This window comes from uncultured Stenotrophomonas sp. (genome assembly GCF_913778665.1).
Classification (GTDB): Bacteria; Pseudomonadota; Gammaproteobacteria; order Xanthomonadales; family Xanthomonadaceae; genus Stenotrophomonas.
The window spans coordinates 384,055-406,237 of the sequence record NZ_CAJYVQ010000008.1 but is presented as its reverse complement, the minus strand read 5'-3'; the positions used below and the strand labels follow the sequence as shown (position 1 = coordinate 406,237).

At 66.7% G+C, this 22,183-nt stretch carries 17 protein-coding genes; 8 read left to right on the top strand and 9 right to left on the bottom strand.

Features of this window, described 5'->3' with window-relative positions:
• Window positions 1-92: 92 nt before the first annotated feature.
• Both QZ853_RS10540 and QZ853_RS10535 read right to left on the bottom strand, forming a co-directional pair.
• Entirely contained in the window at window positions 93-950 is an 858-nt protein-coding gene (locus QZ853_RS10540) for an SH3 domain-containing protein (protein WP_295572794.1), read from the bottom strand.
• A 36-nt stretch (window positions 951-986) separates the two neighbouring features.
• The gene (locus QZ853_RS10535) at window positions 987-1,469 is read right to left on the bottom strand and encodes a DUF3574 domain-containing protein (protein WP_295572792.1); all 483 of its coding nucleotides are present in this window, start codon (window positions 1,467-1,469) and stop codon (window positions 987-989) included.
• A 214-nt stretch (window positions 1,470-1,683) separates the two neighbouring features.
• Between QZ853_RS10535 and QZ853_RS10530 the strand changes: the two genes are divergently transcribed.
• The 4 genes from QZ853_RS10530 (at window position 1,684) to otsA (ending at window position 8,243) form a co-directional block, all read left to right on the top strand.
• Window positions 1,684-4,119, top strand: coding sequence for a TonB-dependent receptor (locus tag QZ853_RS10530; protein WP_295572789.1), 2,436 nt, complete (start codon window positions 1,684-1,686; stop codon window positions 4,117-4,119).
• A 181-nt stretch (window positions 4,120-4,300) separates the two neighbouring features.
• Entirely contained in the window at window positions 4,301-5,059 is a 759-nt protein-coding gene (gene otsB / locus QZ853_RS10525) for a trehalose-phosphatase (RefSeq protein ID WP_295572787.1), read from the top strand.
• A 41-nt stretch (window positions 5,060-5,100) separates the two neighbouring features.
• Complete coding sequence (locus QZ853_RS10520; RefSeq protein ID WP_295572785.1) at window positions 5,101-6,882, top strand: glycoside hydrolase family 15 protein; 1,782 nt, start codon at window positions 5,101-5,103, stop codon at window positions 6,880-6,882.
• Window positions 6,879-8,243: an alpha,alpha-trehalose-phosphate synthase (UDP-forming) gene (gene otsA, locus QZ853_RS10515; RefSeq protein ID WP_295566605.1), complete on the top strand. Its 1,365-nt coding sequence runs from the start codon at window positions 6,879-6,881 to the stop codon at window positions 8,241-8,243. Before QZ853_RS10520 ends, otsA begins: the two co-directional genes overlap by 4 nt.
• Window positions 8,244-8,295: 52 nt before the next feature.
• Here the strand turns inward: otsA and QZ853_RS10510 are convergent, their stop codons facing one another.
• Genes QZ853_RS10510 through rluD form a run of 3 tightly spaced genes read right to left on the bottom strand, consistent with a single transcriptional unit; the run spans window position 8,296 to window position 10,468 of the window.
• Window positions 8,296-8,715 (bottom strand): thiol-disulfide oxidoreductase DCC family protein, encoded by a 420-nt coding sequence (locus QZ853_RS10510; RefSeq protein WP_295572782.1) that lies wholly within the window; start codon window positions 8,713-8,715, stop codon window positions 8,296-8,298.
• Entirely contained in the window at window positions 8,712-9,479 is a 768-nt protein-coding gene (pgeF, locus tag QZ853_RS10505; RefSeq protein ID WP_295572780.1) for a peptidoglycan editing factor PgeF, read from the bottom strand. The genes QZ853_RS10510 and pgeF overlap by 4 nt, the downstream gene beginning before the upstream one ends.
• A complete protein-coding gene (rluD, locus tag QZ853_RS10500) occupies window positions 9,479-10,468 on the bottom strand; it encodes a 23S rRNA pseudouridine(1911/1915/1917) synthase RluD (RefSeq protein WP_019660164.1) in 990 nt (329 codons plus the stop codon). The genes pgeF and rluD overlap by 1 nt, the downstream gene beginning before the upstream one ends.
• 113 nt (window positions 10,469-10,581) lie before the next feature.
• On the opposite strand from rluD, the gene QZ853_RS10495 reads away from it, so the two are divergent.
• Both QZ853_RS10495 and QZ853_RS10490 read left to right on the top strand, forming a co-directional pair.
• Window positions 10,582-11,469, top strand: a complete 888-nt coding sequence (locus QZ853_RS10495) for an outer membrane protein assembly factor BamD (protein ID WP_295572778.1) — start codon at window positions 10,582-10,584, stop codon at window positions 11,467-11,469.
• Window positions 11,470-11,665: 196 nt separating this feature from the next.
• On the top strand, window positions 11,666-12,856 hold the full coding sequence (locus QZ853_RS10490) for a lipase family protein (protein ID WP_295572776.1): 1,191 nt from the start codon (window positions 11,666-11,668) through the stop codon (window positions 12,854-12,856).
• Between the two features lie 81 nt (window positions 12,857-12,937).
• On the opposite strand, the gene QZ853_RS10485 is transcribed toward QZ853_RS10490, so the two are convergent.
• From QZ853_RS10485 to sucC, 3 genes are all read right to left on the bottom strand, one after another.
• The gene (locus QZ853_RS10485) at window positions 12,938-14,572 is read right to left on the bottom strand and encodes an NAD+ synthase (RefSeq protein ID WP_295572773.1); all 1,635 of its coding nucleotides are present in this window, start codon (window positions 14,570-14,572) and stop codon (window positions 12,938-12,940) included.
• A gap of 209 nt (window positions 14,573-14,781) precedes the next feature.
• Window positions 14,782-15,657, bottom strand: coding sequence for a succinate--CoA ligase subunit alpha (sucD, locus tag QZ853_RS10480; RefSeq protein ID WP_005410793.1), 876 nt, complete (start codon window positions 15,655-15,657; stop codon window positions 14,782-14,784).
• Window positions 15,658-15,678: 21 nt separating this feature from the next.
• Complete coding sequence (gene sucC, locus QZ853_RS10475; RefSeq protein WP_295572771.1) at window positions 15,679-16,848, bottom strand: ADP-forming succinate--CoA ligase subunit beta; 1,170 nt, start codon at window positions 16,846-16,848, stop codon at window positions 15,679-15,681.
• A gap of 445 nt (window positions 16,849-17,293) precedes the next feature.
• Here sucC and QZ853_RS10470 point away from each other — a divergent pair, with 445 nt between their 5' ends.
• Together QZ853_RS10470 and QZ853_RS10465 are read left to right on the top strand one after the other, a co-directional pair.
• Window positions 17,294-18,907 (top strand): ATP-binding protein, encoded by a 1,614-nt coding sequence (locus QZ853_RS10470; protein WP_295572768.1) that lies wholly within the window; start codon window positions 17,294-17,296, stop codon window positions 18,905-18,907.
• A 60-nt stretch (window positions 18,908-18,967) separates the two neighbouring features.
• Window positions 18,968-20,341: a sigma-54 dependent transcriptional regulator gene (locus QZ853_RS10465; protein WP_295572765.1), complete on the top strand. Its 1,374-nt coding sequence runs from the start codon at window positions 18,968-18,970 to the stop codon at window positions 20,339-20,341.
• 66 nt (window positions 20,342-20,407) lie between these two features.
• On the opposite strand, the gene pilB is transcribed toward QZ853_RS10465, so the two are convergent.
• Window positions 20,408-22,138 (bottom strand): type IV-A pilus assembly ATPase PilB, encoded by a 1,731-nt coding sequence (pilB, locus tag QZ853_RS10460; protein ID WP_295572763.1) that lies wholly within the window; start codon window positions 22,136-22,138, stop codon window positions 20,408-20,410.
• Between the last annotated feature and the right edge of the window lie 45 nt (window positions 22,139-22,183).

Below are 22,183 nucleotides of genomic sequence, written 5' to 3'. Positions count from 1 at the left end.
GGGGGAATGCCCGAGGCTAGACCCGATGAAGTGATGCCTCCGTGGGCAAGTTGCGCATCGCCTCGATATGCAAACTGCGGGTAGACGTCTCGTCAATCATTGACGTTGATCCAGCCCTCCACCACGCCCTGCTTCGGGTTGCGGTAGCGCAGCTTCATCCAACCGTCCTGTTCATCGAGCATCTCAACGCGATCGCCCTGCACCAGGTAACGCTTCGTGCTCGATGCACCGGGGCGATCGAACAGGAACACGCGGGCCGCCAGAACGGAGGCCTGCTGGCCACGCAGTGGCCCCTCCGGTGGCGCGCCGAGGCCATCGGCGATGGCCGCTTCCAGCACGCGTCCATCGGCAGCATAGGTCCGCCAGACGGCCAACGGCCCCTGGTCGTCGGTCTGCCCCCAATGCAGGGCCGCGTTCAGCGTATCGCCCAGCATCAGGAGGCGCTCGCTGCGGTACAGATAGAGTTTTGCGCCCGCAAACCGATACTGGTCGGTGTACCACATCGGGCCGCTGCGGCAGCTGCTGGTCAGCGTGCGGGTCTTTGCCTCGACGCTCAGCCCCATCAGATCACCGCAGCTGTCGTTGCCGTGCGTTTCGGCCTGCAGTGCGCGATACGAGAGGCTGGCCGGGTCGAACCGGTACACCGCCAACGCTTCGTTGACCATCCCCACCGAAGCGCGTGCAACCAGTTCCGGGTAGCCATCGAAATCGACGTCTTCGAGCGACCACCGCGAATTGCCGTCGGCATCTTCCGCGCCAGCCAGCACCTGGCGCTTGCCCGACGGCGACAACTGCACGGCGATGCTGCCATCCCGCTGGGGGTCAGCGTGCGCCTGCACGTGAGCGGCCACCTGGAAGCGCAGCGTTTCGCCGTCGTCGCCATGTGCCTGCGCCGACGGTGCCAGCAGTCCTGCCAGCACCAGGCCCAGCACGCATTCCCTGTAGTTCATCATCGCTTCCTGCGGCACCGCAGCGGCACCTTCAACTCAGAACGATACCTCGACCGGCTGCCGCGACCACAGCACCGACTGATGCTGGGTCTGCTGCTTCCACGCCAGGCGGATCGCTTCGATGTCAGCGCGACGTTGCGGAGTGTCCTCGTGCAGCACCACCAGTACCTTGGTGCGCAGGCGGTTGGGCGAGGCATCGCCACGGAACAGCCACTGGCCATAGGCATCGAACACGGTCAGGCCATCCGGGAAGCGCGGGGTCACCTGCTTGTCCAGAAAGGCGCGCCACTGCGCCTCGCTGATGGTGTCGGCCTGCGGACGGTTGCCCGCGCCCTGTTCCTCGCCCACGCCGAAGTACAGCTCGCTGCGTACCCAGCCATGGCCATCGGACGGGCGCGCGGCATCGCCCTTCAGGTCGGCGGTGGTGGCCGAGGCATAGGCGCTGGGCGCCTGCGAGGACAGGCTGGCGCAGCCGCTGGTGGCCAGCAGCACAGCGAAGACGAGGCCAAGGTGTTTCATCGTTACAGCTCCGGGGAAGGGGGACAGGGCGAGCCGGCAGCGTACAGCGCCACTGGCCCGGCGTGCTGATGCCAACAGGGCATCAGCTCATGCCGGACCGGCAGGGGCTTGCATCGGCACCGGCCATCACGCGAAGATAATATATCGCTTCATCCGGATGGATGTAAGTGAAACTATCTCACCCTTCCCCGTCGTCGTTGTTGCTGGAGCCCCCATGTCCACCCGTCCGTCCGCGTCGCCGCTCGGCGTCGCCATCGCCCTCGCGCTTTCCTCCGCCGCCGTCCCGGCCCTGGCCCAGGACGCCACCAACCTGGACACGGTGATCGTCACCGGCACCCGCGCCGCCGACCGCACCGTGCTCGAATCCACCTCGCCGGTGGACGTGCTCACCGCCGAGGACATCCGCAAGGCCGGCGTGGTCAACGGTGAGCTGGGCAGCGCACTGCAGGCGCTGCTGCCGTCGTTCAACTTCCCGCGCCAGTCCAACTCCGGTGGCGCCGACCACGTGCGCGCCGCTCAGCTGCGAGGCCTGTCGCCGGACCAGGTGCTGGTGCTGGTCAACGGCAAGCGCCGCCACCACACCGCGCTGGTCAACACCGACAGCAAGATCGGCAAGGGCACCACCCCGGTCGATTTCAACTCGATTCCGGTCAGCGCGATCAAGCGCATTGAAGTGCTGCGCGATGGCGCCGGTGCGCTGTACGGCTCCGATGCGGTGGCCGGCGTGATCAACGTGATCCTCGACAACGGCGGCGACGGTGGTGAGATCGAGGCCAGCTACGGCGCCAACCACACCGACCTGAAACCCATCGGCCGCACCCTCACCGATGGCCAGACCGGCAACATCAGCGCCAAGGTGGGCACCTCGCTGGGCGAGGACGGCGGCTTCCTGCGCGTCGGTTTGGAGTACAAACACCGCAACGGCACCAACCGCGCCGGCTTCGACCAGATTCCGCCGTGGGACCAGACTCCGGACAACCTGGCGTTGCAGGGCAAGCGCAACTACGTGCTGGGCGATGGCAGGAGCAAGGACATCAACCTGTGGCTGAATACCGAAATCCCGGTCGGCCAGACGTCCACCTTCTATGCATTCGGCACCTTCAACCAGCGTGATACCGAAGGCGCGAACTACTTCCGCTACCCCGACAGCGACGCCAACTGGAAGCAGGTCTATCCGGACGGTTACCGGCCGGTATCCGAAGGCGAAAACCGCGACGTGCAGGCCGTGGCCGGCGTGCGCGGCCAGTGGGGCGAATGGAGCTATGACGGCAGCCTGGATTACGGCCAGAACGACTTCACCTACCGCCTGCGCGATTCGCTCAACGCCTCACTGGGCCCGACCAGCCCGACCCGTTTCAAGACCGCCGACTACGCGTACGCGCAGGCCGTGGGCAACCTCGACCTGAGCCGCGTGTTCACCCAGAGCGACAGCATCAGCCACACGCTGGGCCTGGGCGTGGAAGGGCGCCACGAGCGTTACCAGACCCGTCCGGGTGACCCGGCCAGCTACGCCGCCGGCCCGTACATCGATCGCCCGACCGGCTCGCAGGCCGGTGGCGGCCTGACCCCGCAGGATGCAGCGCGCCTGTCGCGCGATGTCGCCAGTGCCTATGCCAGCCTGTCCAGCCAGTTCGGCGACAAGTTCTCCACCGATCTGGCTGCACGCTACGAGCATAACGATGACTTCGGTGGCGAACTGACCGGCAAGCTCGGCCTGCGCTACGCGTTCACCCCGGCGTTCGCGCTGCGTGGTGCCATCTCCAACAACTTCCGTGCGCCGTCGTTGGCGCAGATCGGCTACGAATCCACCTCTACCGGCTACAACGCCGGCGGCCAGCTGGTGCAGGGCCGCCTGCTCTCGGTCAACAACCCGATCGCGCGCGGCCTCGGCGCACGTGACCTGAAGCCGGAGAAGTCGCTCAACACCTCGCTGGGCTTCACCAGCCGCATCGGCGAGCACTTCGACCTGTCGCTGGACTTCTTCCAGATCGACATCGACGACCGCATCGCGCTCTCGGAGAGCATCACCGGCGATGCGCTGACCGACTACGTGGCCGCCAACTACGGCGTCACCGGCCTGCAGAGCGCCAGCTTCTTCGTCAATGCCGCCGACACCCGTACCCGCGGCGCCGAGCTGGTGAGCAACTGGCGCCAGTCGCTGGGCGATGGCCAGCTGCTGCTGACCGGCACCTATGCCTACACCAGGACCACGCTGAAGAATGTGCTGGCGACGCCGGCGCAGCTGCAGGCGCTGGATCCGGACTATGCGCTGTTCGGCATCGAAGAAACCAACACGCTCACGGATGCCACGCCGCGTACCCGTGGCAGCTTCTCGGCGGCATGGAGCAACGACCGCTGGTCGCTGAGCACGCGCGTGAACCGCTATGGCAGCGCCACCCGCGTGTTCAACTTCGGTGATGGCTACATCCCGCGCCAGACCTACCAGGCCGAATGGCAGCTGGATGCGGAAGTTGAATACCGCATCACCGCGCAGTGGAGCGTCGCCATCGGCGGCCAGAACCTGACCGACAACTACCCGGATCGATCCAACAGCGATATCCATTACTTCGGCAACCTGCCGTACGACGTGTTGTCGCCGATCGGCAGCAACGGCGCGTACTACTACGGCCGCGTCCGCTATACGTTCTGATTCGCAGAATCGACGGGGTAGAGTCGTCTGTTAGTCGACTATCGCGCGCAGCGCGGGATTTTCGCGATCTGCGCGAAGAGCAGTCGACGCTACCCCGTCGCCGGGTCCAGGGCCGGCAGGTCAGTGAACTGTCGCCCTGCCTCGACCTGCCCTACACGCCCACGCTGGCAAGGTGAGGGCCATGGCTGAACCGCTCCCCCTGCGTCCGCCACCGCCCTTGCTGGACGACGCCTGTGCGTTGTTCCTCGATGTCGATGGCACCCTGATTGAATTCGCTGCACGCCCGGATGCCGTGCAGCTGCTGCCCGATGTGCGTGAAGCCATCGGTCGCATCAGCGACCGCCTGGAAGGTGCCGTGGCACTGGTCAGCGGTCGTCCGCTTGAACAGCTGGACCAGCTGTTCGCTCCCCTGCAACTTCCGGCCGCCGGCCTGCATGGCCACGAGCTGCGTGGCCAGGACGGCCGCGTGCTGCGCGATGAGCACGACGATGACACCGCCGAATGGCTGCACGCGCTGCACCAGCAGGCAATGCGCTTTGCCCACGGCCATCCCGGCGTACTGATCGAAGACAAGGGCGCTGGCCTGGCCCTGCACTGGCGCGGCGCACCGCATGCCGCCAGCGAGGTCCGCGCATTCGCCGACCGCCACGTGCGCGGCCGCGCCGGCTACCGCCTGCAACCCGGCGACCACGTGGTCGAGTTCGTGCCGGTCGGCACCGACAAGGGCCGTGCAGTGCGGAGGATGATGCAGTACATGCCGTTCCGCGGCCGCCTGCCCGTGTTCATGGGCGATGATCTCACCGATGAATTCGGCTTCGATGCTGCCAACAGCCAGCATGGCTGGAGCGTGCTGGTCGGTGAACGTGAACCCAGCGCAGCGGTGTTCGCACTGCCCGACATACGCAGCGTGCACGCCTGGCTGCGTGAGAATGCCTATTGACCCGGCCAACCCCCACGGCCGCAACCGAGATGTACCGCGTGATGACCCAACCCGATCTTGATCTGGGCGTGGTCGGCAACGGCAGCTTCGGCGCCCTGGTCGACAAACATGCCCGCGTTGTCTGGAGCTGCCTGCCCACCTTCGACGGCGACCCCACCTTCTGCGCCCTGCTCGGCCCCAACCAGCAGACCGGCGGCGACTTCGCCATCGAGCTGGAGGACTTTGCCGACAGCGAGCAGGAGTACCTCACCAACACCGCGATCCTGCGTACCGTGCTGCGTGACACGCATGGCGGCGCGCTGGAGATCCTCGATTTCGCCCCGCGCTGGCGCCAGAACGACCGCTTCTACCGGCCGGTCAGCCTGATCCGGCAGGTGCGCCCCTTGGCCGGCAGCCCACGCATCACTGTGCGTGCACGTCCGCTGGCCGACTGGGGCGCGCGCGTTCCCGAGTCCACGTGGGGCAGCAACCACGTACGCTGGATCCTGCCCGAGCACGTGCTGCGGCTGACCACCGACGTCCCCGTGCGCTTCGTGCGCGAGGGCCTGCCGTTCGTGCTCAACCACCCCATCCACCTGATCCTGGGTGTGGATGAATCGCTGAACCGATCGATCAGCGGCTACGTGCAGGAAGCCTTCCAGCGCACCCGCGACTACTGGCGCGAATGGGTGCGCTACCTGTCGATTCCGCTGGAATGGCAGGATGCGGTGATCCGCAGCGCGATCACGCTCAAGCTGTGCCAGTACGAAGACAGCGGCGCGATCATCGCGGCGATGACCACTTCCATTCCGGAAGCGCCCGGCAGCGTGCGCAACTGGGATTACCGGTACTGCTGGCTGCGCGATGCCGCCTTCGTGGTGCGTGCACTGAACCGTCTTGGCGCCACGCGCACGATGGAGCAGTTCCTCGGCTACATCTTCAACCTGGCTACCACCGACGGCACGCTGCAGCCGTTGTATGGCATCGGCTTCGAGGCCAAGCTGGACGAGGACGAGGTGCCCACGCTGTCCGGCTACCGCGGCATGGGCCCGGTGCGCCGTGGCAACCTGGCCTGGGTGCAGCGCCAGCACGATGTGTACGGCAGCGTGGTGTTGGCCTCCACCCAGCTGTTCTTCGACCGCCGCCTGCAGGACCCGGGTGACGCACACACCTTCGCCCGCCTTGAACCCCTCGGCGAGCAGGCCTTCGCGCTGCACGATGTACCCGATGCCGGCCTGTGGGAGTTCCGCGGCCGTACCGAGGTGCATACCTATACCAGCGCAATGTGCTGGGCCGCCTGCGACCGCCTGTGCAAGATCGCCGTGCGCCTGAAGCGCGACGACCGTGCCCACCACTGGCGCGAGCGTGCCGACACCATCCACGCGCGCATCATGGCCGAGTCGTGGAGTGAAGAACTGGGGCACTTCACCGATACCTTCGGTGGCCATCGCCTGGACGCCTCGCTGCTGCTGCTGGCCGATATCGGCTTCATCGATGCACTGGACGCCCGTTTCATCGCGACCGTCGAAGCCATCGGACGCGACCTCAAGCATGGCAACTCGCTGTACCGCTATGTGGCACCGGATGACTTCGGCGAACCGGAAACCAGCTTCACCATCTGCACGTTCTGGTACATCGATGCGCTGGCCGCGATCGGGCGTCTGGATGAGGCACGCGAGATGTTCGAGACGTTGCTGAAGCAGCGCAACCACCTGGGCCTGCTGTCGGAGGACTTGGCCTTCGACAGCGGCGAGGCCTGGGGCAATTTCCCGCAGACCTATTCGCACGTCGGCCTGATCACCGCCGCGATGCGCCTGTCGCGATCCTGGCAGGAGGCGTCGTGAGCCGTCTGGTTGTGGTTTCAAACCGTGTAGCCGTGCCCGGCGAAAACCGTGCCGGCGGCCTGGCGGTCGGCCTGCTTGCCGCGCTGAAGGAACGCGGCGGGATGTGGTTCGGCTGGAGCGGCAAGAGCGTGCGCGATGGCAGTGGCACGCTGCACACGCAGAAGGACGGCGACATCGAATTCGTCACCCTGGACCTGAGCAAGCGCGAGGTGGATGGCTACTACAATGGCTTCGCCAACCGCACCTTGTGGCCGCTGCTGCACTTCCGCCTCGACCTGGTCGACTACGACCGCGGTACCCGCGAGACCTACCACAAGGTCAACGCGCTGTTCGCCGACAAGCTCGCACCGTTGCTGCGCGAAGACGACATCGTCTGGATCCACGACTACCACCTGATCCCGCTTGGCGCGCTGCTGCGCGAGCGTGGCATCGGCTGCCGCATCGGCTTCTTCCTGCATATCCCGATGCCCTCGGCCGACCTGCTGCAGGCGATGCCCGATCACCTGCGGCTGTTTTCGGCGCTGTATGCCTACGATCTGGTTGGCTTCCAGACCCAGCGCGATGCTGATCGCTTCCAGACCTACCTGCGCCTGTTCGGCGGTGGTCGCGTGCTCGACAACGGCGAGCTGGAAGCGCCGGGCGGACGTCGCTTCCGTGCAGCAGCCTTCCCGATCGGCATCGACACCGAGCTGATCGCGCGGCAGGCTGGTACCGCCGCGGCCAAGGCGGCAGTGAAGAACCTGCGCGCCAGCCTGCGCGACCGCCAACTGGCGATCGGCGTCGACCGCCTGGACTATTCAAAGGGCCTGCCCGAAAGATTCCTCGGCTTCGAGCGCTACCTGGAGCGCCACCCGGACCAGCGCGGTTCGCTGACCTACCTGCAGATTGCCCCGGTCTCGCGCGGTGATGTCACCGAGTACCGTCAGCTGCGCAGCCAGCTGGAGCAGATCGCCGGCCACATCAACGGCGGCCACGCCGAGCCGGACTGGACGCCGCTGCGCTACGTCAACCAGAACTTCACCCATGCCACCCTCACCGGCTTCTACCGGGCGGCGGCGGTGGGCCTGGTCACCCCGCTGCGCGATGGCATGAACCTGGTGGCCAAGGAATACGTGGCCTCGCAGGACCCGGACGATCCCGGCGTGCTGGTGCTGTCGCTGCTGGCCGGCGCCGCCGACGAACTGAAGCAGGCGCTGCTGGTGAACCCGCACGATCTGGACGGCGTGGCCGACGCCATCGCCACGGCCGCAACGATGTCGCTGCACAGGCGCAAGGAACGCTGGCACGCAATGATGGAGCACCTGCGCACCTACGACATCAACCACTGGCGGCGCAGCTATCTGGACGTGCTGGAGGGCTGACGAGGCCGCCCCTGTAGCGTCGAGCTTGCTCGACGCTACAGAAGACAGGTGATCAATCCAGGAACCGCGCGAGGTGTTCCGGCGCCGGCAGGTGGCACGCATCATGCCTGCCAAACCAGCGGTAGCGGTTGCGCGCCAGCACGCGATACGCGGCATCCCGCCAGCCGCGCGGCACTGACCGCAGCACGCCGGTCAGGCGCCAGGCACCGCCCAGTCCCGCCAGCACGCGCAGGATCGCATCGGTATCGGTCCACGCGCCCTGCGCATCCACCAGCAGGAACGACAGCGGGTCGTTGGGGTCCAGGCCGTGGGCGCGCAGCAACGCACTGCCCTGCGCGCCCTGCATCGCCGCGAAGCGGTAACGCCCCTGCCGGTCGAAGCGCAGCAGGAAGCGCACCCAGCGGCTGCACAACGCACAGACGCCGTCGAAGACGATCACCGCCGTCTGGCTTGGACCGTCAACCGGCTTCATTGCATCCAGGCCAACGTCGCCATGCGTCCGGTGCGGCGGTCGCGCCGGTGCGAGTACAGGTCCGGATCGGCCATGGTCGACACCGTGCCGCCGTATACCTGCGCCGGGTCCATGCCCGCCGCCTGCAGGCGCTGGCGGGCCAACGCGAACAGGTCCACCTTCCAATGACCTGCGCGGGTCGCTGCGAACGCCACCTCGGCGGCCGGATCGTGGCCGACGAACGCGTGATAGACCTCCTCGCCAATCTCGTAGTCGGCCGGCCCGGCGGCCGGTCCCAGCCAAGCGCGCAACTGCGCTGGCGGCGTCTGCATGGCGGCCACGGTGGCCTCCAGCATGCCGTCGGCCAGGCCACGCCAGCCTGCGTGGGCCGCGCCCACCTCACTGCCATCAGCGGCGGCGAACACCACCGGCAGGCAGTCGGCGGTCAGGATCGCCAGCACCACGCCGGGCACCGAGGTCACTGCGGCGTCGGCCACCGGCTCGGCGGCACCCGGCACCGGCGGCGCGTTGAAGCGCAGCACGGTGCTGCTGTGCACTTGGCGCAGCCAGTGCGGTGCCGACGGCAACGCCAGCCCCTGCTGCAGCAGCTGGCGGTTGTGCTCGACGTTGGCCGGGGTGTCACCCTCGGCCGCGTGCCGGTTGCCCAGGTTGAACTGCGCGAACGGTGCCGGCGAGATGCCCGCGCCATGCCGGCGCGTGGTCAGCGCGTGGACGCCCGGAGGCGCCGGCCAGTCGGCCTTCAGCAACGGCAGCGCGGTGGTCATCACCAGCGGTCCCGCTCGCGCGCGGCGAAGGCTTCGCTGTCTTCGCGCAGCACCTTCATCAGGTGCAGCATGTCCTCGGGCACCGGCGCGGTATTGCGCACCGGCTCACCGGTGATCGGGTGGGTGAACTCCAGGGTCTCGGCATGCAGGGCCTGGCGCTTGAAGCCGCGCAGCGCGGCCACCAACTCGTCGCTTGCGCCCTTGGGCAGCTTCAGCGCACCGCCGTACAGCGGGTCACCGATGATCGGATGGCGCACGTGCGCCATGTGCACGCGGATCTGGTGGGTACGCCCGGTTTCCAGGCGGCACTCCAGCGCGGTGTGCGCACGGAAGCGCTCGCGCAGTCGGTAGTGGGTGATCGCCTCCTTGCCGTCCTCGCGCACCGCCATCTTCAGGCGGTCGCGCGGATGGCGGTCGATCGGGGCATCGGCGGTGCCACCGGCCACCAGCGCACCCATCACGATCGCCAGGTACTGGCGATGCACGTCGCGTGCGGCCAGCTGCTCGACCAGCGCGGTCTGCGCTTCCAGGGTCTTGGCCACCACCATCACGCCGCTGGTGTCCTTGTCCAGGCGATGCACGATGCCAGCGCGCGGCAGCACCGCAACCGACGGGTCGCGGAACAGCAGGGCATTGACCAGGGTGCCGCTGTGGTTGCCGGCCCCCGGATGCACCACCAGGCCGACCGGCTTGTTGATCACCAGCAGGTGCTCATCCTCGAACAGCACGTCGAGCGGGATGTCCTCCGGCTGGGCGTCGGTCTGGGTTTCCAGCACCACGTTGAGGGTCACCACCTCGCCGCCGCGCAACGGATCGCGCGGGCGCACCTGGGCGCCATCCAGCAGGACCTCACCGGCCTTGATCCACTCGGTCAGGCGCGAACGCGAGTATTCGGGGAACAATTCGGCCACGACGGCGTCGAAACGGCGGCCGGCAGCAGTGTCGGGGACGATGGCCTGGCGGGCCGATTCAGAGGGTTGTTCAGACATGGCAGGGGGCATTCTTTGAAATTTTGGGGTCCCGGCGGCCGGTTTCAGTCGCTGGACAGGACACTAGGCTATCATCGACCCTTCGTATTCCAGCCGCGTCCCGCCTCGACCTCATGATCCGACGCTCCTCCATGCTCTCCGCGCCCGTCCGCCTCACCGCCCTGCTGCTGGTGCTGGTCATCGCCGCCACCGGCTGCCACCGTGGCGCCAAGAAGGGCGATCGGCCCGATGAAGGGACGCCGGTCGAACAGTTGTACGAGAAGAGCCACAAGCTGATGCAGGGTGGCAACTGGAGCGGGGCTGAAAGCAGCTTCCGCCGCCTGGTGGCCCAGTATCCGTATGGCCCGTACACCGAACAGGCGATGATCGAAACCGCCTACGCCCAGTACAAGGCCGGCAAGCACGATGACGCGGTGTCCAGCATCGACCGCTTCATCCGTACTTACCCGACCCATCGCAACATCGCGTACCTGTACTACCTGCGCGGCTTGGCCAACTCCAACCGCAGTACGGTTTTCCTGCGCCGCGTATGGTCCCTGGACGCCAGCCGCCGCGATCTGTCCACGCCGCACCAGGCGTATTCGGACTTCAACATCGTGGTCGACCGCTACCCGAACAGCCGCTACGCCGCCGATGCACGCCAGCGCATGCTGGAGCTGCGTGACGTGTTTGCCCAGCACGAGCTGGACAACGCCCTGTACTACATGCGCCGCGGCGCCTGGGTCTCGGCCGCCGGCCGCGCCAACTACCTGCTGGAAAACTACCCGCAAAGCGCCTTCCAGTACGATGCCGTCGCGGTGCTGGCCGATTCCTACACCCACCTGGGCAACAAGACCCTGGCCGATGACGCCCGTCGCGTCCTTCAGCTGAACCAGCCGGATCACCCGTGGCTGGAAGGCAAGTGGCCGAAGTACCCGTGGATGATCCGCAAGCTGAACCCGTTCGCTGGCGAGAAGTCCGCCAGCACCGGCCAGCGCAACGCGCGACTGGAAAAGAAATAAGAAAAAGGGCCCCGCAAGGGGCCTTTTTTTTACCCGGTGGATCCACGGTGCGTGGATGGCAGGCGCGCCCAAGGGACCCGGCCATCGGCGCTAGGAATACTACGAATTCCCTGCCGTTGCGATGCCGTTCCCAGACCGCACGCGCAACGCCTTCCACACTCCGGCGCACGGCCATTTCCGCCTGTCTGGAGTCCACATGTCCCCATCCGTTTCCCGCGCCCGCCCGTTGCTGGCCGCCGTCACCGCTGCCCTGCTGGGCCTGCCCATCGCCGTCCAGGCCGCAGAACCGGGCGAGCTGCTCAGCGCAGCGCCCTATCGTGCCGCCTGGGTGCCCTCGAAGGCATCCCAGGCATACCTGCTCAGCTACCGTACGCCCGATCATCACGGTCGGCTGGCGCGGGGCACCGGTCTACTCTATCTGCCTGCAGGCACGGCGCCAGCAGGCGGCTGGCCGGTCGTTTCCTGGGCGCATGGCACCCAGGGCATCGCAGATCACTGCGCGCCCTCGGTCTCCGGCCCCTATCAACCCGAACGCGACGGGCGCTTCCTCGATCAGTTCCTGGCACAGGGCTACGCCGTCGTCGCCGCAGACTACCAAGGCCTCGGAAGTCCAGGCGACCATGCCTACCTGCACGTGCGCACTGCCGCGCGCAACGCGATCGATCTCGTCAAGGCCAGCCACCAGCTACTCGGCAACCGCCTGTCCCCCCATTGGGTCTCGGTAGGTCATTCGCAGGGCGGCGCCGCCGCGCTCACTGCAGGCTACCTTGCGCCCACCTACGGTGGGGCTTCGTTGCGATACCGCGGCAGCTTCACCACGGGAACGCCCACCGCGGTGGAGCTGACTGCCCTGGTGATGAAGCCGGACAACCGCGTCGCCAATCCCGGCGCGCTCAACGCGTATCACGCCTACCTGCTCGACGGCCTGTTGCAGGTTGCGCCGCAGATCGACCGCGTCCTCAGCGATGAAGGCCGCGCGCGGGTCGCGCTGGCACGTCAGCAATGCCTGGGCGAACTGGCGGCCACATTGGAGGGGGCCGATACCGGGTCGATGTTCAGCGCACCACTGACCAGCGTGCCCGGCATCTGGGTCCTGCTTTACGACTATCTGGGCGTACCGCGCCGCGGTTTCAGCCAGCCGTTGATGCTGGGTCATGGCAGCGAAGACCGCGATGTGCCCTATCTGACCACCCTGCTGTATGCCGCCGGCCTGACCCTGCGAGGCGAGCCGGTAGCATTCCGTCGCTATCCGGTTGATCATCGAGGCACGCTGGATGCAGCGGCTGCGGATGGGCTGGTGTTCGTACGTGGTCGCCTGGCTGATGCCCGCTTCGACGAAGCCGCCGAAGCCACCGGCCTGGAAGAACTGCTGGACGCCGCGCAGTAGTTCCACGCCCTGAGTGGATGATCGTCGAACACCGTGCGGACCAAGGTCCGCACCTACCCGGGAAGGGGGGCCGGGCCGCCCTTACCCCTTGTAGCCGTTGCTGATCGGGTAACGACGCTCGCGGCCGAACGCGCGACGCGAGACCTTGGGCCCCGGCGCGGCCTGGTGCCGCTTCCACTCGCTGATGCGCACCAGGCGCAGCACGCGGTCAACCACGGCCGGGTCGTAGCCGGCGGCGACGATCTCCCCGCGCGACTGCTCCTGGTCGATGTAGCGGTACAGGATGCCGTCCAGCACGTCGTACGCCGGCAGGGAGTCCTGGTCCAGCTGGTTCTCGCGCAGTTCGGCCGACGGCGGGCGGCTGATCACCGCCGGCGGGATCACCGGTGCGCCGCCCACAGTGTTGCGCCACTTCGACAAGCCGAACACCTCGGTCTTGTACAAGTCCTTCAGCGGCGCATAGCCACCGCACATGTCGCCGTAGATGGTGGCGTAGCCCACCGCGTACTCGCTCTTGTTGCCGGTGGTCAGCAGCAGGCCACCGAACTTGTTGGCCAGCGCCATCAGGATCACACCACGGCTGCGCGACTGCAGGTTTTCTTCGGTCACGTCCGGCGTGGTGCCCTCGAACATCGGTGCCAGCGATTCCATCAGGCCCTTGAATGCCGGCTCGATCGAGACCGCTTCCAGCTTCACGCCCAGTGCCTGGCATTGCTCGGCCGCCAGGTCGTTGGACATGCCGGCGGTGTAGCGCGACGGCAGGCGCACGGCGGTGACGTTCTCCGCACCGAGCGCGTCCACGGCCAGGGCCAGCACCAGCGCCGAATCGATACCGCCGGACAGGCCCAGCCATACCTTCTTGAAACCATTCTTGCGGCAGTAGTCCTGGATGCCGCGGGTCACCGCACGCCAAGCCAGCGCGTCCATGCTCTCGTCGCCATCGTCCATCCACACGTGCGGCAGGAAGCGGCGCGTTTCGCCGTCGTAATCCACCACCAGCCACTGGTCGACGAAGGCCGCCGCCGCCGGGTGCACGGTGCCGTCGCCATCGGCAACCACCGAGGCACCGTCGAACACCAGCGCATCCTGGCCACCGACCACGTTGAGGTAGGCAATCGCCGCCCCGCTCTCGCGGGTGCGCGCGGCCAGCACCGCGTCGCGCTGGGCATGCTTGCCACGCTCGTAGGGCGAGGCATTGGGCACCACCACCAGCTGTGCACCGCCACGCACGGTGTCGGCCAGCGGCTCGGCGAACCACAGGTCTTCGCAGATCAGCAGGCCGACCGGAATGCCGTTGACCTCGAACACGCAGCTGCCGCCGTCGGGGTCGACATCGAAGTAGCGGCGTTCGTCGAACACCGCGTAGTTGGGCAGCTCGCGCTTGCGGTAGGTCTGTTCCACCAGGCCATCACGCAGCACGCTGGCGGCGTTGTAGACCACTGCGCCAGCGGCCTGCGGCCAGCCGACCACGGCGGTGATGCCACGGCAGGCCGCGGCGATGCGCGCCATCGCCTGCTCGCACTCGTACAGGAAGCCCGGGCGCAGCAGCAGGTCCTCCGGTGGGTAGCCGCTGACCGCCAGCTCGGGGAACATCACCAGCTCGGCGCCGTACTCATCGCGCGCCTGGCCGATCATCTCGATGATGCGCTCGGTGTTGCCGGCGACATCGCCGACCGGAAAGTCGAACTGCGCCATCGCGATGCGGATCGAAGCCATGGGGGTCCAGCCTGTGGTTGCAATGCGCCCATTGTAACGCCGCACCGTGCGCCCGCCGGGCCATCCCCAGTAGATCCACGCCCTGCGTGGATGGGTCGACCGGGATGCTGCCAGACGCAGAAAAGCCGCCCGGAGGCGGCTTCTCTGTTTCAAGCAATCGACTGACAGTCGACTCTACCCATCGTGCCGGCCGGAAGCCGGCAACAATCTTATTTCACCAGCTTGGCGATGGCAGCGCCCAGGTCGCCCGGCGAACGCACGGTGACGACACCGGCAGCTTCCATGGCGGCGAACTTGCCTTCCGCAGTGCCCTTGCCGCCCGAGGCGATCGCGCCCGCGTGGCCCATGCGCTTGCCGGCCGGAGCCGACGCACCGGCGATGAAGCCGACAACCGGCTTCTTCACGTGGTTCTTGATGTACTCGGCACCAGCTTCTTCAGCATCACCGCCGATTTCGCCGACCATGATGATGCCTTCGGTCTGCGGGTCTTCGTTGAACAGCTTCAGGCAGTCGACGAAGTTCAGGCCGTTGATCGGGTCACCACCGATGCCGATGCAGGTGGACTGGCCCAGGCCGACTTCAGTGGTCTGCTTGACCGCTTCATAGGTCAGGGTGCCCGAACGCGACACGATGCCGATCTTGCCCGGCTGGTGGATGTGGCCCGGCATGATGCCGATCTTGCACTCACCCGGGGTGATGACGCCCGGGCAGTTCGGCCCGATCAGCACGGTGTCCGGATGCGAACGGGTCAGCACGTTCTTGACGCGCAGCATGTCCAGCACCGGGATGCCTTCGGTGATGCAGACGATGACCTTGATGCCGGCAGCGGCGGCTTCCAGGATGGCGTCAGCGGCGTACGGCGGCGGCACATAGATGACCGAAGCGTTGGCGCCGGTGCTCTGCACGGCGTCGGCCACGGTGTTGAAGACCGGCAGGTCGATATGGGTGGTGCCACCCTTGCCCGGGGTCACGCCGCCGACAACCTGGGTGCCGTACTCGATCATCTGAGTGGCGTGGAAGGTGCCCTGCTGGCCGGTGAAGCCCTGCACGATCACCTTGGTGTTCTTGTTGATCAAAACAGACATTGGAATTCCTTGGTGTCGGTATCAGGCGGCGTTCTTGACAGCGTCAACGATCTTCTTGGCGCCATCGTTGATGTTGTCAGCCGGGATGATGGCCATGCCGCTGTCACGCAGCAGCTGCTTGCCTTCTTCCACGTTGGTGCCTTCCAGGCGAACCACCACCGGAACCTTGACGCCCACTTCCTTCACGGCAGCGATGATGCCTTCGGCGATCATGTCGCAGCGGACGATGCCGCCAAAGATGTTGACGAAGATGCCTTCGACCTTGTCCGAGGACAGGATCAGCTTGAAGGCTTCAATGACGCGCTGCTTGTTGGCACCGCCGCCCACGTCCAGGAAGTTCGCCGGCTCGCCGCCGTTGAGCTTGATGACGTCCATGGTGGCCATGGCCAGGCCGGCGCCGTTGACCATGCAGCCGATGTTGCCGTCCATGGTGACGTAGTTGATGTCCAGTTCCGAAGCGATCACTTCGGTCGGATCTTCCTGGGTCTTGTCGCGCATGGCGACCAGGGCCTTCTGGCGGAACGCGGCGTTGTCGTCGCTGTCGAACTTGCCGTCCAGCGCGTACAGGTTGCCGTCGTCCAGGATCGCCAGCGGGTTGATTTCAACCAGCGCCAGGTCCTTTTCGTTGAACAGGCGGTACAGGTTCACCATGATGCTGGCGAACTGGCCGGCCTGCTTGGCGGTCAGGCCCAGCTTGAAGCCGAAATCACGGCCGTGGTAGCCCTGCACGCCTTCGACGAAGTCGACGTTCAGCGAGTGGATCAGCTCCGGGGTTTCAGCCGCGACCTGCTCGATCTCCACGCCGCCTTCCGAAGAAGCGATGTAGGTGATGGTCTTGGTGCCACGGTCAACCAGCACCGACAGGTACAGTTCCTTGACGATCTCGCCGGCGGTGGTCACCAGCACCAGGTTGACCGGCAGTTCAACGCCTGCGGTCTGGTAGGTGGCCATCTTGGTGCCGAGCATCTTGGCCGCAGCGGCCTTCACGTCGTCGGTGGTCTTGCAGAACTTGACGCCGCCAGCCTTGCCGCGGCCGCCAGCGTGGATCTGCGCCTTGACCATCCAGGGGCCTTGGCCCAGGGAGTTGGCAGCGGCAACCGCTTCGTCCGGGGTCGCAGCGACCTTGCCGGCCGGGACCGGGATGCCGTACTCGGCAAGCAGTTGTTTTGACTGGTATTCGTGGAAATTCATGCGTCACCGTGGGAATAGGAACGACCGCACGCAATTCCTCAGGGGCCCCGGCGGGGCGCCGGCATGGACCGCGGCGGGCCCACTATTGTGGCCGAGCCGGCGCCGGGGCGCAAAGAAGTATGGACAAATGGCCAGACCCGGGCAGATTTCCGCCGCCATTCAGGTAGTTGCGCCCGGGCCGGCCCAGGCCACCGGTATCGGCAGGCAGCCCGATTGCGCAGCCGAACCACCTGCCCGGCGCCTGCAAACGGCACCACGCCGAGCTGCGCGGGGCCTATACTCGCCCTGGTAGCGTCGAGTTCGCTCGACGGCGTGCGCCCGGTTCGACCGAAGCCGTGGAGCAAGCTGGAGGCTACGCAACGCGATTCCGATGATCGGGGGAACATCGGCTGTCGGCCACCGCCGTCAAAACCCAGTTCCAGGCAGCCAGAAGGGGAGTTCCGGCGTGTCACCCAGTGCTTCATTGATCGACCGCATCGAATCGATCCCGCGGCGTGAGCTGTACTTCTTCGCGCTGTACCGGGTGCTGATCGCGACGGTCATCGCCGCCCTGCTCTACAGCCCGTTGTCGGCCATGGTCGGCGAGGCCCATCACCCGCGCCTGGCCGATGCCGTCGCCGCCATCTATCTGGTGCTGTCACTGCTGGCCCTGGCGATCGGCCGCAACGAGCGCTGGCTGCGCCCGATCGTGGTCTGTGGCGTGCTGGTGGACATTGTTGCCGCCACCCTGCTGTCGCATGCCCTGCCCGGCGCCAGTGCCGGCATCTCGATGTCGCTGCTGTTCAACCTTGCCGCCGCCGCCACCCTGCTGCCGCTCAGCCTGGGCCTGGGCCTGGCGCTGGCCGCCAGCCTGGCCACCGGCGTCGAATACACCTGGAAGCTGCTGGAAGGCGGCGACCCGACGCGCACCCTGGCCGAACTGGCGATGTTTGCCACCAGCTACCTGGCGCTGGCCTTCATCAGTTACCAGGTCGGCAGCCGCGCACGCCGCAACCAGCAGCTGGCCAACCAGCGCGGCGACGAAGTGGCCAACCTGTTCCAGATCAACGAACTGATCATCCGCCGCATGCGCACCGGTGTGCTGGTGGTCGACGCCGACAACCGCATTACCCTGGCCAATGAAGCCGCCTCGGTGCTGCTCGGCGACAATGACGGCAACGGCGAGAGCGGGCGCCTGGATCTGGCCAGCGCCGCGCCCGAACTGGCCCGCCGCCTGCAGCGCTGGCGCAATGGCTGGGCGCAGGACGAACTGCCGCTGCAGCTCAATCCCGACCAGCCTGAAGTGCAGCCACGCTTCGCAAGGCTGCTGGCCGGCAGCGACCTGGCGCTGGTGTTCCTGGACGACTCCAGCGTGGTCTCGCGCCGCGCCGAATCGCTCACCCTGTCGGCGATGGGGCGCTTCTCGGCCAGCCTCGCGCACGAGATCCGCAATCCGCTGGCCGCGATCAACTACGCCGTGCAGCTGCTGGAAGAAGGCACCGGTTTCAACGAGAGTGACCGCCGCCTGCTGCAGATCATCCGCCAGCAGTGCCAGCGTACCAACGGCATCGTCGAAAGCGTGCTGGGCCTGGCCCGGCGCGAACGCGCCACCCCCGAAAACGTCGACCTGGCCGCCTTCGTGCGCCGCTTCGTGCTGGAGTACAAGCAGGGGCAGACGCTGGAGACGGACAGCATCGAACCGATCATCAACGACACCTCGGTGATGGCGCAGGTCGATACCCGCCACCTGTACCAGGTGCTGACCGTGCTGGTGCACAACGCGCTGAAGTACGGGCGGATCGGCCAACAGCCGGCGCGGGTGCGCCTGCGCGTGGCCCAGCACGAGCGCAGCGCGGTGATCGACGTGATGGACCGCGGCCCGGGCATTCCCGAAAGCGTGGCCGCGCAGTTGTTCCGTCCGTTCTTCACCACCTCCGAGCACGGCACCGGGCTGGGCCTGTACATCGCCCGCGAGCTGTGTCGGGCCAACCAGGCCCGCCTGGACTACATCCCGGTGCCGGCCGGAGGGTCCTGCTTCCGCCTGGTGCTGCCCGGCCCGCATACGCTGTTGCCGCACTGACTCCGAATCTGTGCGTCAAACATTTGTCGCATCCAGCCCCCTCGTTTATCTTTCACGCCCATGAACGAAACCCGCAGCGCCCTCGTCGTCGACGATGAACGCGATATCCGCGAACTGCTGGTACTGACCCTCGGCCGCATGGGGCTGCGCATCAGTACCGCCGCCAACCTTGCCGAAGCGCGCGAGCTGCTGGCCAGCAACCCATATGACCTGTGCATCACCGACATGCGGCTGCCGGATGGTAACGGCATCGAGCTGGTCAGCGAGATCGCCCAGCACTACCCGCGCACGCCGGTGGCGATGATCACCGCCTTCGGCAGCATGGACCTGGCCGTGGAAGCCCTGAAGGCCGGCGCCTTCGACTTCGTCAGCAAGCCGGTGGACATCTCGGTGCTGCGCGGCCTGGTCAAGCACGCGCTGGAACTCAACAACGCCGAGCGCCCCGCGCCCGGTCCCAGTGCCGAACAGGGCGCGCGCCTGCTCGGCGACTCGCCGGCCATGGACGTGCTGCGTACCACCATCGGCAAGGTCGCGCGCAGCCAGGCACCGGTCTACATCCTGGGCGAATCCGGAGTCGGCAAGGAACTGGTCGCGCGCACCATCCACGCCCAGGGCGCGCGTGCGGCCGGCCCGTTCGTGCCGGTCAACTGCGGCGCCATTCCCGGCGAGCTGATGGAGAGCGAGTTCTTCGGCCACCGCAAGGGCAGCTTCAGCGGCGCGCATGCCGACAAGCCCGGCCTGTTCCAGGCCGCGCATGGCGGCACCCTGTTCCTGGACGAAGTGGCCGAGCTGCCGCTGCAGATGCAGGTGAAGCTGCTGCGCGCGATCCAGGAGAAGTCGGTACGCGCGGTCGGCGCCGCCAACGAAGAGCCGGTGGACGTGCGCATCCTCTCGGCCACCCACAAGGACCTGGCCGAGCTGGTCGAGGACGGGCGCTTCCGCCACGATCTTTACTACCGCATCAACGTCATCGAACTGAAGGTGCCGCCGCTGCGCGAGCGCCGCCAGGACCTGCCGGAACTGGCAGCTGCGGTGCTGACACGGCTGGCCCGCAGCCACGGCCGTGCCACCCCGCTGCTGGCGCCATCGGCGCTGGAAGCACTGGCGCAGTACGGCTTCCCCGGCAACGTACGCGAGCTGGAGAACATCCTGGAACGCGCTCTGGCCCTGGCCGAGGAAGACTGCATCGGCGCCGACGACCTTCGCCTGCCGCAGCACGCCCCGCGCGCACCCGGCAGCGCTGCGCCCGCCGAAGCGGTGGCCGACCTGCAGCCAGGCAGCGCGGCCCTGCCCTCGTACATCGAGCAGCTTGAGCGCAGCGCCATCCAGCGCGCGCTGGAAGAGAACCGCTGGAACAAGACCCGCACCGCCGCGCAGCTGGGCATCACCTTCCGCGCGCTGCGCTACAAGCTGAAGAAGCTGGGGATGGAGTAGAGCCGAGCCCATGCTCGGCCGCGCGGTGAGTGGGGCCGCGCTATCCACGCGCGGCGTTGATCTACCTCAATCCTTGGTGACTCGGTTGATCTCGGCCAGGCTGGTGATGCCTGCCGCGGCCTTCTTCAACGCTGACTGCCGCAGGTCGTTCACCCCGATCTGCTGCGCGGCATCGGCAATCTGCAGTGCGTTGCCACCGGCCAGCACGATGGTGGCGATTTCATCGGTCATCGGCATCACCTGGTAGATACCGGTACGGCCCTTGTAGCCCTCGGTACACTCGTCGCAGCCCACCGCCTCATACAGCTCGATGCCCGCATCCAGCTGCGCCTGGGTGAACCCTTCGGCCAGCAGCGCATGCGCCGGAAGCTCCGAACGCTTCTTGCAGTTGCCGCACAACCGGCGTGCCAGGCGCTGGGCGATCACCAACGTCACCGAGCTGGTGATGTTGTACGGCGCGATCCCCATGTTCATCAGGCGCGCGATGGTCTGCGGCGCATCGTTGGTGTGCAGCGTCGACAGCACCATGTGACCAGTCTGCGCCGCCTTGATCGCGATCTCCGCCGTCTCCAGGTCACGGATTTCGCCGACCATGATGATGTCCGGATCCTGTCGCAGGAACGAGCGCAGCGCAGCGGCAAAGGTCATGCCCCGCTTGTTGTTCTGCTGTACCTGGTTGACGCCGGGCAGGCGGATTTCCACCGGATCTTCGGCGGTGGAGATGTTGCGCGTCTCGTCGTTGAGGATGCCCAGCGCGGTATACAGCGACACTGTCTTGCCCGAACCGGTCGGGCCGGTCACCAGCACCATTCCGTACGGCTTGTGGATCGCATCCAGGAACAGCTTCTGCTGGTCCGGCTCGTAGCCCAGCTTGTCGATGCCCAGCTTGGCTGCGCTGCCGTCCAGGATACGCAGCACCACCTTCTCGCCGAACAGCGTCGGCAGCGTGCTGACACGGAAATCGATCTGCTTGGTCTTGGACAGATTGAGCTTGATGCGGCCGTCCTGCGGCACGCGCTTTTCGGCGATGTCCAGCTGCGCCATCACCTTCAGGCGCGCCGCGATGCGCTGGTTCAACTTCACCGGCGCACGCGCGACCATCTTCAGCAGGCCGTCGATGCGCAGGCGCACGCGGTAATCGTCTTCGTAGGGCTCGAAGTGGATGTCCGAAGCGCCCTTGCGGATTGCATCGACCAGCACCTTGTTGACGAACTTCACTACTGGGGTGTCGTCGCCCTTGGCATCGATGCCGGAATCGCTGCCGGCGCCGAGATCCTCATCGCCCGCAGCTACCTCCAGGTTGCCCATGCCTTCGTCGTCACCGCCCAGCGAATCACCGAGCGTGTCATGGCTGGCATGCCACTGCTCCAGCGTGCGGCGGATCTGGTCCTCGTCGACCAGGATCGGCTCGACCACCAGGTTGGTGTGGAACTTGATCTCATCCAGCGAGTGGGTCGGGTTGCTGGTGCCGACGAACAGCTTGCCACCACGCTTGAACAGCGGCAGCACATTGTGCTTGCGCAGCAGCTCCTCGCTGACCAGATTCATCGCGTTCTGGCCGGCGTCGAAGGTGGACACATCGAACAACGGCATGCCGAACTCGACCGCGTTGGCGGCGGCCAGCTGCGAGGCGCTGACCAGCTTGTTCTGCGCGAACCACTGCGGCAGCGGCTGGCGGGCGGCGGCGGCCTTGGCCATGGCGTCGCGGGCGGCGGCCTCGTCGAGGGCACCGTCCTGGACCAGGCGGCGGGCCAGGCCGGTGATTCCGACCAGGTTGGTGGTGGTAGCGGTGTTCATGATGCCCTCTTGATTGGATTTAAAGCCCTTGTTGCGGATTTCCCG

Excerpts from the sequence above, each read along its gene's own strand:
- QZ853_RS10540 (WP_295572794.1), bottom strand. The coding sequence starts at position 950 with ATGAACTACAGGGAATGCGTGCTGGGCCTGGTGCTGGCAGGACTGCTG.
- QZ853_RS10535 (WP_295572792.1), bottom strand. The coding sequence starts at position 1,469 with ATGAAACACCTTGGCCTCGTCTTCGCTGTGCTGCTGGCCACCAGCGGC.
- QZ853_RS10530 (WP_295572789.1), top strand. The coding sequence starts at position 1,684 with ATGTCCACCCGTCCGTCCGCGTCGCCGCTCGGCGTCGCCATCGCCCTC.
- otsB (WP_295572787.1), top strand. The coding sequence starts at position 4,301 with ATGGCTGAACCGCTCCCCCTGCGTCCGCCACCGCCCTTGCTGGACGAC.
- QZ853_RS10520 (WP_295572785.1), top strand. The coding sequence starts at position 5,101 with ATGACCCAACCCGATCTTGATCTGGGCGTGGTCGGCAACGGCAGCTTC.
- QZ853_RS10510 (WP_295572782.1), bottom strand. The coding sequence starts at position 8,715 with ATGAAGCCGGTTGACGGTCCAAGCCAGACGGCGGTGATCGTCTTCGAC.
- pgeF (WP_295572780.1), bottom strand. The coding sequence starts at position 9,479 with ATGACCACCGCGCTGCCGTTGCTGAAGGCCGACTGGCCGGCGCCTCCG.
- rluD (WP_019660164.1), bottom strand. The coding sequence starts at position 10,468 with ATGTCTGAACAACCCTCTGAATCGGCCCGCCAGGCCATCGTCCCCGAC.
- QZ853_RS10495 (WP_295572778.1), top strand. The coding sequence starts at position 10,582 with ATGATCCGACGCTCCTCCATGCTCTCCGCGCCCGTCCGCCTCACCGCC.
- QZ853_RS10490 (WP_295572776.1), top strand. The coding sequence starts at position 11,666 with ATGTCCCCATCCGTTTCCCGCGCCCGCCCGTTGCTGGCCGCCGTCACC.
- QZ853_RS10485 (WP_295572773.1), bottom strand. The coding sequence starts at position 14,572 with ATGGCTTCGATCCGCATCGCGATGGCGCAGTTCGACTTTCCGGTCGGC.
- sucD (WP_005410793.1), bottom strand. The coding sequence starts at position 15,657 with ATGTCTGTTTTGATCAACAAGAACACCAAGGTGATCGTGCAGGGCTTC.
- sucC (WP_295572771.1), bottom strand. The coding sequence starts at position 16,848 with ATGAATTTCCACGAATACCAGTCAAAACAACTGCTTGCCGAGTACGGC.
- QZ853_RS10465 (WP_295572765.1), top strand. The coding sequence starts at position 18,968 with ATGAACGAAACCCGCAGCGCCCTCGTCGTCGACGATGAACGCGATATC.
- pilB (WP_295572763.1), bottom strand. The coding sequence starts at position 22,138 with ATGAACACCGCTACCACCACCAACCTGGTCGGAATCACCGGCCTGGCC.